The 12,310-nt window shown below is 53.9% G+C and carries 8 protein-coding genes; 5 read left to right on the forward strand and 3 right to left on the reverse strand.

Going from position 1 to position 12,310, the window contains the following annotated elements:
- Window positions 1-92: 92 nt before the first annotated feature.
- The gene (locus PUP29_RS07175; protein ID WP_353422840.1) at window positions 93-254 is read right to left on the reverse strand and encodes a hypothetical protein; all 162 of its coding nucleotides are present in this window, start codon (window positions 252-254) and stop codon (window positions 93-95) included.
- A gap of 383 nt (window positions 255-637) precedes the next feature.
- On the opposite strand from PUP29_RS07175, the gene PUP29_RS07180 reads away from it, so the two are divergent.
- The gene (locus PUP29_RS07180; protein WP_079546542.1) at window positions 638-1,138 is read left to right on the forward strand and encodes a PaaI family thioesterase; all 501 of its coding nucleotides are present in this window, start codon (window positions 638-640) and stop codon (window positions 1,136-1,138) included.
- 470 nt (window positions 1,139-1,608) lie between these two features.
- A complete protein-coding gene (locus tag PUP29_RS07185; protein WP_079546540.1) occupies window positions 1,609-2,307 on the forward strand; it encodes a response regulator transcription factor in 699 nt (232 codons plus the stop codon).
- Window positions 2,308-2,324: 17 nt separating this feature from the next.
- Here PUP29_RS07185 and PUP29_RS07190 read toward each other — a convergent pair whose 3' ends face one another.
- Window positions 2,325-3,920 carry a hypothetical protein gene (locus PUP29_RS07190; RefSeq protein ID WP_353422841.1) on the reverse strand — a complete coding sequence of 532 codons (1,596 nt, stop codon included), beginning with the start codon at window positions 3,918-3,920 and terminating at the stop codon, window positions 2,325-2,327.
- A gap of 36 nt (window positions 3,921-3,956) precedes the next feature.
- Here PUP29_RS07190 and PUP29_RS07195 point away from each other — a divergent pair, with 36 nt between their 5' ends.
- The gene (locus PUP29_RS07195; RefSeq protein ID WP_353422842.1) at window positions 3,957-5,945 is read left to right on the forward strand and encodes a sensor histidine kinase; all 1,989 of its coding nucleotides are present in this window, start codon (window positions 3,957-3,959) and stop codon (window positions 5,943-5,945) included.
- 70 nt (window positions 5,946-6,015) lie between these two features.
- Here the strand turns inward: PUP29_RS07195 and PUP29_RS07200 are convergent, their stop codons facing one another.
- Entirely contained in the window at window positions 6,016-9,510 is a 3,495-nt protein-coding gene (locus tag PUP29_RS07200) for a PLAT/LH2 domain-containing protein (protein ID WP_353422844.1), read from the reverse strand.
- Between the two features lie 427 nt (window positions 9,511-9,937).
- On the opposite strand from PUP29_RS07200, the gene PUP29_RS07205 reads away from it, so the two are divergent.
- Window positions 9,938-10,903 (forward strand): sugar-binding transcriptional regulator, encoded by a 966-nt coding sequence (locus tag PUP29_RS07205; RefSeq protein WP_353422845.1) that lies wholly within the window; start codon window positions 9,938-9,940, stop codon window positions 10,901-10,903.
- A gap of 158 nt (window positions 10,904-11,061) precedes the next feature.
- On the forward strand, window positions 11,062-12,306 hold the full coding sequence (locus tag PUP29_RS07210; protein ID WP_353422846.1) for a dihydrolipoamide acetyltransferase family protein: 1,245 nt from the start codon (window positions 11,062-11,064) through the stop codon (window positions 12,304-12,306).
- Window positions 12,307-12,310 lie beyond the last annotated feature (4 nt).

Here is a 12,310-nt window from a genome sequence, read left to right on the forward strand (position 1 = left end):
TCCGGCGGCCGCAGGCCCCATATGATTTCTCTATTATACCAAAAAAAGCAATCCGTTACTACGCTTTTTTCGATTCCCGCATATAGAGGCGTTTATAACTTTTCCAATTTCACACGGAATGAGATGCGCCGTGGCATATCCAGTCCATCGAACCGGGCGGCATACGCCGCCTTATCCATATCCGCATCCAGTACCGTTCCACAGCTGAATACCGCGTGCTTTCCCTCTGCGCGTCCGGAAACGGGAGCCTCCATATTCTCTCCGGCATATTTTACCGGCAATAGCGTACATAATTTCTCGTTTCTTCCACAAGCCCATTGTTACCGCGTATAGACGAACTTTGCGCCAATATCAAACAGAAAGCGGAATGGATGGCAGGGCGATCCATCAAAACGCGCCGGAGAGCCACCGCTTCTTTTGTGCCCGTGTCATCGCAACAAACGCGAGTCTGCTCCGGCAAACACACGGCCAAATTTTTCCATAGCTGTAACTGCTGCCCTTTGCTTTTCGTTCATCCCTTTTCATCCGTTCTGCATGGAATTCTCTTCAAAACTCCTTTTTTATCTTTTTCCTTTCTATTATAATATATTTTATCTCCGCATTTCGGAAATCTTACGGTATATTTTGAGGTGAATGCATGAAAGTTTTGAGCAAGCAGAGGAACAGCCGCATGTGCGTGATGTGCGGTATGGATAATCCCTTTGGCCTGAAGGCCCAGTTCTATAATATGGAGGACGGCAGCGTCTTAACGCCGTTTCAGTTCCGCGAAGAGCACCAGAGCTATCCCGGCCGGGTGCACGGCGGCCTCATATCGGCCATGCTCGACGAGCTCGGGCTTCGGGCCTGCTGGACGGAAGCGGAGGATACGTGGGGCGTCACCATCAATCTGAATGTGAAATACAGGAAGCCTGTTCCCTACGGCGCCGACCTATTCGGAAGAGGACGGCTTGCCAAAAGCAGCCCGCTTTTCTTCCGCGTCAATACGGAGATATTGGATGTGCGCGGCGAGCCGCTCGCTTCCGCCGAGGTCACCTATTGCAGAATGGATATCCAGAAGATCGCAGCGGATGCGGATGTGCATGAGGAGATGCACTACTATATCGAGGATGGGGTACGGGAGATCTGTTTCGAGCCGTGAGCTTTTAATAAAACGGAAGCTTCATCCGGCTTTGGTTTTCCGGTACAGCAATTCCCCCAAACGATATGCTTTGCGTATCGTTTGGGGAGACGATGACTATATCCGGAGTCTGCCGTCCTGAAAAAGCGGCTCGTCTGCTTTCCTATTATTTTCTGTAAGCCAGCGTGCCGGAGCATGCTCGGGCAAACAGTGCGGTTCCGTCGTCAAGGCGGGTCCACAGTCTGATTTTTGCCTATTGTTCCGCGGCCCCCTGCTTTTTTATATTCCAGAATTTTTTCGGCTGTTTTTCAATACCGCAGTTTCTCTCGGGCCGCCGTGAATCTCTTTCCGCTGATTTTTACGGCATTTTATTATCACAGCCTGCGGACGAAACGTCAAAATATGACGTCCAGCGGACAATTTCCAAATATTCCGCATTTTTCCCTATGCTATAATAGGGAGGAAATCAGTATCCCGGAGGCAATGCTGTCATGACAGGCCATAAAAATTATAAGCTGCTTTTTATAGATGACGATACGGACTTCCTGCAGATCTGCCGTGATTTTTTTAAGGAACGCGGCTATACCGTCACATGTCTTTCCGATGCAAAAGACGTGCTCCGCTCCGTGACCTCTACCGCATTTGACTGCATCGTACTGGACGTCGATCTTCCGGAATGGGACGGGTTCGACGTATGTACCGCTATCCGCGCGGTTTCTTCGGTTCCTATCATTTTTCTTTCCGTCTATACGGAGGAGGAGCACCGTGTGCGTGGACTTTCGATCGGTGGAGACGATTATGTATGCAAGCCCTGCTCCTTTTTGGAGCTGGAAGCACGGATACGCCTGCGCATCCAACGGCGCACGGAGGATTTTCCGCCGGAGCTCCTGCAATTTGGCCCGCTCAAAATCGATACCGGAAAACGCGAGGTATGGTATGGAGAGCAAAAAGGAGACTTTTCGCGGATCGAGTTTGAGATCATCGCGTTTCTTGCGCGCCATCCCGGCCGTGTCTTTTCCTATGAGCAGCTGCACGACAGGGTGTGGCGCGAACCGGTCAATTTAGGGCGCCATGCGATTCAGGCGCGCATATCTGAAGTAAGGCGCAAGCTGCATTTTCTCTGCCCTGAAAAAGAATATATCGAAACGATACGCGGTCAGGGCTATCGGTTCGTTTCAGAAGAAAGCTGACCGTGCTGCGCTGTATTTCATTGCTTTTTACGGAAAAGCCGCTTGAGCTTGGCGCCAAGTCCGGCTTTGGTCCCCCATGTGAATACGAGCGCAGCAATTCCCGCGATGACCGCAGCGCCTATTATGATTTGCAGCGCGGGAGCCATATATTCCGGCTTTTTCTGTATATTTTGCGCGGAGGATGCCTCGGCGGGCTCTTCCGCAGCTCCGGACTCCTGTCCGGCATTTTTTTCGTCGTATGGTTCCTCCTGCACCGGCTGAGACGGCGACGGCTGCTCTTCATATTCTGGGGAAGAGCCGTTCTGTTCCCGTGCGGATGCGGGCGCACCGGCTTCAGCCGGTGCCATCTTATCCGGTTCCGCAGCAGGCGTTCCGCTGCCGTTCTGGCCGGAAGAAGCCTCAGAAGACAAGGATGGCCCCTCCTGCTCCTGTCCGGGAGAGGAAACAACAGGCGGCAGGTCAGGCTCTAAAATATCCGTTCCGCCGCCGCGGTTGCCGCCGATCTTTCCCGTATCGTCCGGACCATCGATGCGGATGGTATCGGAATAGCTTTCCCCGCCCGTTTCCGATCGGACGGCAGCGGAAAGATAAAACGGATAGCTTGCTCCCGGGAGCTCTATTGCATATTGTATCCTGCCGTCCTGCTCGCGCTGTATCTCGAATACACAGGGCTGCCAGTGCTCCCCATCGGAAGACCAGTCCAGCCGGCATTCCGGGCCCGGCCGGGGAAACGCGACCCATACGTCGCCGATCAGCCCTCCCTGCATAGCGGAAGTGCTGCAGGCAAGCAGTGTGGCAGGATTCCCGTTCTCGAATGTCACCAGACATTGCGGCGGTGAAAAATCCGCCGCGTCCCTGTAGGTTCCGGTGAGCAGAAAGCGTTCCTTGCGCCCGATCTGCCCGGCGAACGCTTCGGTATCCCATAAAACAGGCAGGTCGCGCTCATAATCGACCGTTCCGTTTTCATAGAAAGCCGCGCGGTCCGTTTCGGGAAGAACATCCTCCAGCCGCTCGCCGTCGCGCACATATAAAACCGGAAGATATTCATGGTCATCCGCCGATCTCGGCACCGCGACCGGGCCGGCAAGGATGATCTCCCCCTCACACGCGAAATCCGGCATTCCGTCAAACAGATTGCCATAGGCGAGAATAGAGCGGTCTTCCTGCCGTATCGCAACGCCGTCCTGCGCGGAGACCGTTATGCTCCACACTTCCAGCCATCCGCCCTCCTCTACATGGAACAGGCCATCCTGCCCGCCCTGTCCCGTGATATGCAGGTATGGATACAGCGCAAGCGTTCCCCGCACTGTAATGGTGTATGGGCCAAGGTCCAAAAGGACCGGCTCCTTTCCCATGAGCTGCGGTGCAATAAAATCATAGGCTTCTCCCTGCTCAACGGTAATATCTGCCGTAAGACGCAGATTCCCGCCTGTTTGCCGCATGGAATCCAGCTTTTCCGTAAGCTCCGCAAAACTGGACGCCTCCTCCCACACCGTTTCCTGTGTGTCCGTCTGTTCCATGCCGGAGGCGTATGATATAATGGGAATATTTAAAAAAACCAGCAATACAGCCAGAATGAGACCTGCCTTGCGCAGGAACCGTCGCTCTGACATAAACGGCGCTCCTTTCTTTGGAAACGAGGTGATCCTATGAAAATACGGACAGCATGCAGTTCTATAATCATATTCGGCATCGTTCTTTGCTTTGCGGCCGTATTTTTTACGTTTATTTTCTATTACGATAACAAGTATACCGACAGAGTTCCCGTTTCGCAAGATGGAATCCTTTCCGTAACGCGGCAAAACCTTGCGGCGGGCGTCAGTCTGGCGGACGGCTGGGAGCTGTATCCCGACCGCCTCCTTTCCCCGTCGGAGCTTTCAGCCGGGGATATCCGGCCGACCGATGCTTTTGTGGGAGAATACCTGACGCTTTCTTCGTTCCATTCGGACGGCGATCCCTACGGCAGCGCGACATGGCGTCTCCGCTTTTCCTACAGCGGCCCGGAAGGCACGGCCTCTTTGCTTTTGCCGGAGGTGTTCTGCGCGTTCCGGCTTTATATCAACGGCAGGCTGGCAGCAGAATGCGGCTCTACACAGCCGTATGCTCCGTTTGTGCGTGACACGGCCGTCTCATTTTCTCTGGCCAAAGAAAACGAGATCGTCCTGCAGACCGTCAATGCCACACATTATTACAGCGGACTCACCTATCCGCCTGTTCTTGGAACGGCGCAGGCGGTCGGACAGCTTCGCGCGGCACGGCTCGCTTTTTATGGGCTCCTTTGCTTCGGCACGCTTGCCGCCGCAGTGTTTTCCGCTGCTTTTTGGATGGGGAAGCGGCAGAAACGGAACAGTCTGATACAGAGCTTCGGAGTGCTCGCCCTTGCTTTTTCCGTTTGGACGGCCCATGCTTTTATTTGGACATTCGGAACGTCTGCCGTAAACCTGTGTTACGCGCTTGAGGACGCGGCATTCCTGCTGCTCCTATGGGGAACGTTCTGCATAGCGCTGCAGGTATGCGGCCTGTCTCATACGCGGTTTGCCCACATCATCTCCCGCACCGCGCTTACGATGGTATTCGTGGGCGGGATCATTCCGCTGTTTATTCTGCCCGTTTTTCCTGCTTTTGCCGCGTGGTATGGAACACTCGTCACCGTATACCGTTTTTTGAGCGCCGGGATCCTGACCGCGCTCTCTTTCTACGGAACGCTGCGCGGGAAAGACAACATGGCATGGATATTTGCCGGCTCCGGATTTTACGGTACGGGAATACTTGCCGGCGCGCTTACCGTAAGCACCTTTGAGCCCATGCGCTTTGGCTGGATGGAGGAATATGGCGCGCTGGCGCTTGTCGTATGCTTCGGCATTCTCGTGGTGCGCAGAAGCTATGCCGTCGTACAGGAAAACCTGCGGCTCACCCAACATCTGCAGGAAGAGGTCGAGCGGCAGACCCATGATATCCGTCTGATGGTAAGCGAACGTGAGGACCTGATCTCCCGGTTCCTGCACGATATGAAGTCGCCGGCAGCGTTTATGCTTTCCTACGCACAGATGGTACGCAGCAACAATGTGCAGCTGGATGAGCAGACGCGGAAACAGCTTGCAGTCATCGAGGAAAAGTGCGGCATGCTCAGCGACCGCATCAGGCAGGTACAGCAATACGCCGCTGAAAACCGTCTGATAACGCCCCGCAAAAGGCTTGACCTGTGCGTCTTTCTCCGTGACCTTTACCGCTTCAACAAGCCGGATGTGGAGATGGACGGCCAAATTTTTTCCCTTGAACTGCCGAAACAGGGAGCCTGCACGGTCTATGCGGATCCGGAGAAGCTTACCCGGCTCGTTCAAAACCTGCTGTATAACGCCGTCAGCTTTACCCCGCCGGGCGGCAGTATTATACTGTCGCTTTCCTGCCGGAACGGAGACGCTTTCCTTTCGGTGCGGGATACGGGAAGCGGTATTCCGAAAAACATCCTCCCGCGCGTGTTCGACCGCTTTTTCACGACGCGTTCGGCCGATGGGGGAACCGGAATGGGGCTCTATATCGTGCGTACCGTCGCGCAGGAATATGGGGGCGACGTCGGTGTGCAGTCTGAGGAGGGACATGGAACCGAATTTACCGTCCGTCTGCCTCTTGCAGAATAGTCCTTAGGCAAACAACGGCCCGAAAGCGCCGCCTGATGCTTCCGGGCCGTGTTTATTTTCATGCATTTTCTCAGGAAATATCCCCCCTGCGCCGTTTTCTCAAACGGGCCGCACAAAACGCCGCCGCGCCTGCCGCAGCCGCCGTCAGGGCGAGCCACGGAGCAATATCGCGTCCGTCTCCTGTTTTCGGGTTCGCGCTCCCGCCCGTTCCTGTTTTGACCAGCGCATAATCCGAGCAATGGGATATCTCCAGCGTGACGAATCCGTCTTCTCCCACAACGAGGCCCTCCGCCGCCGTTTTCAGCGCGCCGTCCCCGATATGATACAGCGTAAAGATATCGCCCTCGGCATAGCCGTGCCGCGCGGCGTTGACGCGGACCTGCGTTCCGCCGGGAAGCAGGCCGTCGTGCGCAAAGCGCAGTACCAGCCCGTCTTTTCCCGCGAGCAGGCCGCCGTAATCATCCTCCTGCGTTTTTGCGATCGTGATGCCCAGCCTCGTCAGGAGGGAAGCATCCGTAATTTTTGTGCCGTCAAATTTCCACTGGTACAGCGTGTTCCCGTCCGCGTCCGTTACGGCATATTGCAGCCGCTGCCCCAAACGCTTGAGCGCTGCGAGAACCTGCGCGGAAACGGTATGCCCATCGTCCACGGTCGTTTGCAGGGTGCTCGGCGCACCTGCCTTTTCCAGCATGGCGATCAGCTCTTCATCGCTGATCGGCTGTGTCGAGCCAACCGTTGCAGGCGCGTTCCGTTTGCCGTCATGAGTAAACCGGTACTCATAGTTTTTCGTATCGATGAACGAATCAACCTTGAAATGATAGTAACACTCTTCTCCGGTCTCCGGATTCGGCAGTTCATAATCGTTTGTGATCTCGATCCAGTCCGGATACCATGCGTCGCTGCCCTTGTTGACCAGCGTGATATAATCAATATCCGTCAGATACACGTCAAAATCCGTATAGAAATTATCATAACTGTTATTGGTAAATTTGCCGCCCGCTAAATCCGTAATATTGACTCCGTTGGTGGTCACAGTATTACCGGACCGGTCCGTTCCCGTAAGGTAGAGGTAAATATCCGACTTGCTCTCGGCGTTCTTGACATAACTGGTAGCGGTCTTTATTTTGTAGCTTACCGGCGTGTTGATCGCCGTAGATTCAGATATTTTCACGTTCACATGATGATCTTTTTTTGTATTATGGGCTATCGTTACGTTGCAGTCGTAAAAATAGCAGTTCACTCCGCCGGTCGTCCGTGTATAAAGATCGCACTTGTCGCCGCTTATATATACGTCGCAGTTTCTGCATTCCATCCAATACAACCCGCGAAGCCCATATTCCGTGCCTTGTACGGAAACCGCAAGACCGTCAAACCTTGCCGTTGTCGGCCCAAGAAAATTCCCATAGCTGTCCTCATGGACGTTGAATCCCCACGTTCCGGCAATGGTAATAGCTGCGCCTTCGCCCTCTCCTTTCACATCGAGCACGCTGTCCTTATCCAGATACATCCCCGCGCCGCCGCGGAAGCTGCATTCGCCCCTTACGGTCAGCTTCGCGTCCGATGCATATACGTCGACCGCCGCCTTATTCATATTCTTGTGGTCTATGTTCAGGCCGTCCACCGTCAGATCCGCCCCGGGGCGCATTTGGATTTGGAGGTTCTGGTAGGTGCGTCCGCCGCCTAAAATCGCGGCGTTTCCCGATACGACCACCACCTTATTGAGCATATCCGTGGAATTCAGTTTGGTCAGGTTCAGCCCGCTGCCCTCGCCGAGATAGATCTCATCCGGCAGAGTCGTCGGATCGCTGGGCGCGAGGAAACCATTGTCGTCCGTAGGGATCCCTGCCGTCTGGTTGCTCTTATCAAAGAAAACATACAGCAGCTCCGTATCTTGGAATAAAATTTCCTCTGAGCGGCCCGCCCACTTTACGCTCGTATCTTCATCCACTATGTCGTGATAGGAATTAGCCGTTACTTTATCCCTGTCTCCCGTCAGGTGGTGGGAATCCAGCATGCCCTGATCGAACGAATAGATGTACTGCTTTTGGATACCGTTCAGGCGCGATTCGGTCTTTTGGCTGATATCGGCCAAAAGAAGCGCGTCATGCGAGGGCAGGGAAAGCTTGCCCTGATCCGACAGCCACGAGCCGGGGTTCGTGATCGTGGAGGTAAACAGCGTTTTCATCTCGCTCTCGGTCGCCGGGATATACCAGCGCCCGTCCGCACTGGTCAGCTTTCCCTCGTGGCTCGGTTGACGGTAGATATCGTTTTCCCTGCTATAGCTCGTGACGGCAGAACCCAGCCGCAGCGTTTCCCGGCCTATCATATATTCGTGCCCGTCCGCGTTCACGATCACATGATAGGCGGGCAGCACTGTGCCGTCGGCCAGCGTGATGCTCGTCTCGACCTCCTCCGGCGTCATCAGCTCGTTTATGCCGCTTTTCTCCGCCTGCGCGTTCAGGTTTTCGATCGTCTGATCGCCGACCGCCGCAAACGGATGGAGCGTTACCTGCGGGTCGTTCAGCACGGTATCATTGCTCAGCATATAGTTTGAATATTCTCCATACAGCCAGAGCAGGGCCGTCTGCAGAGCCGCCCCGTAATTGAACGCCGCAGCCGCTTCGTCTACGATCTGATGCTCAAACGGAAGATTCAGACGGGACAGTTCGATCTGCGCGTCCGTGAACGTCGTGCGCCCGGACGGGCTGTACATCGCATTGTGCACCAGTTCAAGGTCGCTTTCAAAGCTCGAGACGCCAAAAGGACCGTAGACTGCGTAGATATCCTGCATCAGTTCTTTTGTTTTTCCTTGGATCGCAAGCTCTTCCGGCTCCGAAATCTCGCCGTCCTCCGCTTTTGCGTCGGCCTTCGCCAGAAGCGCCGTGTAATCCTCCCAAAGCGGGGCGAGACGTCCGTATACCGCGTCCAGATCCTCGGCGCAGTCGTTATAGGCGTTCTGCGCAAATCCTCTTTCTATTTCATCGAACAGCTCCTCCATCCGTATGGTGAGCGCGTCCACTTCGTCGTCAATCTCATTGACGACCTCCAGCGTTTCGAGCACTGTCTCGTATATCTCAACGAGCGTATAATCGGTCGCATTGTAGAAGAAGAACAGCAGGCCTCCGGCAAATTCGCTTCCATCCTCCGACATATCCTCCAACGCCAGTACGATCTGCGTCTCGAGCAGTTCTTTTGCCCGTTCAGACAGCGGCTCCCTGATCCTGCCGATAATACCGCGCGACACTGCCGTGCCGCCCGCGCCGGACGTTTCTCCCAATGCGGGAGCCGCGCTCGGGACAGGGGCAGCATCCGCGCTCTGTACCTGCGCAGGCTGCGGCGAAACAACCGCAGACGGGGACGGTCCGGCATTTTCCGGGCCGCTCTCCCCCGGAGAAGCATCCGTTTCCTGCGGCGGAGCGGACGGCGGCGCTTCCGCATCATTGACGGAGCTATCCTGAACAGGCGGCAGCCCGCCGCTCTCCGGAATACCGTCCTGCGCAAAGCCTGTCGCGCCGAGCGAGCATATCATGACGGCAGCCAATATCATACACACAATTTTTTTCATATCGAGCCCTCCATAAGCTGACGAATCAGAACAGTTTATATAATAAGCTTCCGCGCGCGCCGCAGCGGTGCGCACGAAACCGGTAAAAATATCATAGCAGATAAGACCGCGTTTGCGGCCCCTCTGTACAAAAAATGACGAACAGCGGATAAATCCGGGTGAAATGAAGAGAATAATTTTATACTTTATATTTTTTGGGCAGGGAATCCGTCTCCGTTCCTGCATCTTCCGGCAGTGTCGTCTCCTTCCCTCCGGCTTCGTTCGGCAGCTGTTTATATTTCTTTTCCAAACTATAAATATAGTACGTCCGGTCACGGATGAGCCTGCTTCCCATGCGGCGGGAGGAACGATATGTCAGGCCGGTTTGTTACTTGCCCATTGCCTATGTGGTATAATAATAAATAATCCATTTCGGACGGGAGAACGTATGAACGAAAAAGAATTTCAATTGATGATCAGTGCTGCAAAGCAATATTACCAGCTTGGTATCAGTCAGGAAGAGATCGCGAGGAAAGCCTATGTTTCCAAGTCTACGGTCTCCCGCCTGATCCGTAAAGCGGTCGATCTTGGATATGTCGAATTTAAAATCAATTATTCGGGCGAGGCGGTAATTCACCTCCAGCAGGAGCTGTTCGATTTCTTTGGCATTCCCTGCACAGTACTTCCCTCATTTGTAGACGATTACCTCCCGCGGCTTGACGATGTGTGCGCATATGCCGCACGCGATATTCCCGCATATATCGAGGACGGCGAGACTGTCGGAGTCACATGGGGGCGTACAACCGAATATCTCGCTAAGAACCTGATTCCCCCCTCGCAGGAAAAACGGGACGTAAAAATCTGTATGCTGAGCGGCTTCGTGACAGGAACCATCGCTTCTATGAAAGCAACTCATATTATCGAAAAATTCGCGGATATTTTTTCTGCACAGGGTTTTGTCATGCCGGCTCCCTTGTTGGTCGATACGGAACATATTGCGCAGGTACTGCTATCCGATTCCAATATACGCTACGTCATGAACCTTTGCCGCAAGGCGCAAACCGTTATCCTTTCCGTAGGGGGAACAGACCTAAAGGATACTTTTCTGACGGATGAAGGGACCTATAATCTCAGCGTTTATAATAAAATCGCACACAGCGGAGGCGTCGGCGATGTTGCAGGGCGTAATTTCGACATCAACGGCAACGAGATCCAGAGTAATATTACCGGCCGGATCATGAGCATTCCTCTTGCAGACCTTAAGAAAAAGAAAAACCGTATCTGCATCGCGATCGGCGAACACAAAAGCCATGCCATCTTGGGCGCCCTGCGCGGCGGGATCGTGAACCGCCTTTATACAGACGAAATTACGGCGAAAGATATCCTGAAAAAAGCCCGTTTGCTTAAAAAATAGATTCTTGCCCGCAGCCGAAAACCTTTTTGAAACTAATTTCAAAAAGGTTTTTTTTGTGGGATTTTTGCCGGATCTTTCCTTTTTGCTGGACATAGAGCTCTGCAATGGTATACTGCAATCGGTTTTTCAAATCTGACTTTACTAAGGAGGAAAACAATATGGCAGAAGTTGTAAATATGCCTCGGCTCGGGCTTAACGAAGACGCCAGCGTGCTCGGCGAATGGTTCGTGTCCGAAGGCGATCCGGTCCAAAATGGCGACGAGCTTTTTTCCATCGAAACGGACAAATCCTCTATGACTGTTTATTCCGAAACAGGCGGAACAGTTCTGAAACGCTTCTATGAACCCTATGATGTCGTTCCTGTAATGACGCCGGTCTGCGTCATCGGGAATCCGGGAGAGGATATCAGCGGTATCCAGCCAGCAAAAGCCGGAACGGAAGCCGAACCCGTGCAGGAACAGAGGACCGTACCCGTTCCCCCGACAACAGAGGCATCCATATCCGCGCCTGCACCGGCGTCTCAGACAGGAGGCTTTTTATCTCCCCGCGCACGCAGGCTTGCCGAGGCAAACGCTGTAGATGCATCCCTGCTCACTGCGTCCGGTGCGGAAGGCAGGGTCATCGAAGCGGATGTGATCCGTGCGATGGAAGCTTTTCCCGTTCCCGCGGCGCAAGCAGCGCCTTCGGTGCCTGAGGCTTCCGCTGCGGTTCGCACAGACGATTCACGGCTCGAAAAAACATCTCCGATCCGCCGTGCGATTGCCAAAAACATGGTGCGTTCTTTGTCCAGTACCGCACAGCTCACTTCACACATGACCTACAATGCTTCGTGTATCCAGCGATACCGCGAATGGCTGAAATTGTCGCCGGGGGATGAAAAAAATGTCACGATCACGGATATGGTCCTGTTCGCAACGGCAAAAACACTTCAGCAGTTCAATTATATGAATGCGCATATGGTCAGCGATGAGGAAATCAAATATTTCGATGATATCAATCTCGGCTGCGCGGTCGATACGGAACGCGGACTCATGGTTCCCACCATCCAAAAGGCTCAGGAGCTTTCGCTCGTTGAGTTGTCGAGAAAGCTCAAGGAGCTTGCAGCGAAATGCCGCGATGGGAGTATCCGTCCGGAGGAAATGTCGGGGGCGACCTTTACGGTCTCTAACCTCGGCGGATTTGGCGTAACCGGATTCACCCCCATCCTGAACCCGCCCCAAATAGGCATTCTTGGCATCGGAACCATTGATTACGCAGTTAAAAAGACAAGCGAAGGCATCCTATATTACCCGGCCGGCCATTTGTCTCTCACCTATGACCACCGCGCCGTTGACGGTGCGCCTTCCTCCAAGTTTCTGCAAGCGGTATGCAAAAATCTGGAGCAATTTGACCAACTCGTATAGGAGG

Origin of the sequence: Christensenella massiliensis (assembly GCF_040409835.1) — a bacterium.
In the GTDB taxonomy this organism is placed as follows: domain Bacteria; phylum Bacillota; class Clostridia; order Christensenellales; family Christensenellaceae; genus Christensenella; species Christensenella massiliensis.

Coding starts and splice junctions, on each gene's coding strand:
- PUP29_RS07200 (WP_353422844.1), bottom strand. CDS start 9,510: ATGAAAAAAATTGTGTGTATGATATTGGCTGCCGTCATGATATGCTCG.
- PUP29_RS07185 (WP_079546540.1), top strand. CDS start 1,609: ATGACAGGCCATAAAAATTATAAGCTGCTTTTTATAGATGACGATACG.
- PUP29_RS07190 (WP_353422841.1), bottom strand. CDS start 3,920: ATGTCAGAGCGACGGTTCCTGCGCAAGGCAGGTCTCATTCTGGCTGTA.
- PUP29_RS07195 (WP_353422842.1), top strand. CDS start 3,957: ATGAAAATACGGACAGCATGCAGTTCTATAATCATATTCGGCATCGTT.
- PUP29_RS07180 (WP_079546542.1), top strand. CDS start 638: ATGAAAGTTTTGAGCAAGCAGAGGAACAGCCGCATGTGCGTGATGTGC.
- PUP29_RS07210 (WP_353422846.1), top strand. CDS start 11,062: ATGGCAGAAGTTGTAAATATGCCTCGGCTCGGGCTTAACGAAGACGCC.
- PUP29_RS07175 (WP_353422840.1), bottom strand. CDS start 254: ATGGAGGCTCCCGTTTCCGGACGCGCAGAGGGAAAGCACGCGGTATTC.
- PUP29_RS07205 (WP_353422845.1), top strand. CDS start 9,938: ATGAACGAAAAAGAATTTCAATTGATGATCAGTGCTGCAAAGCAATAT.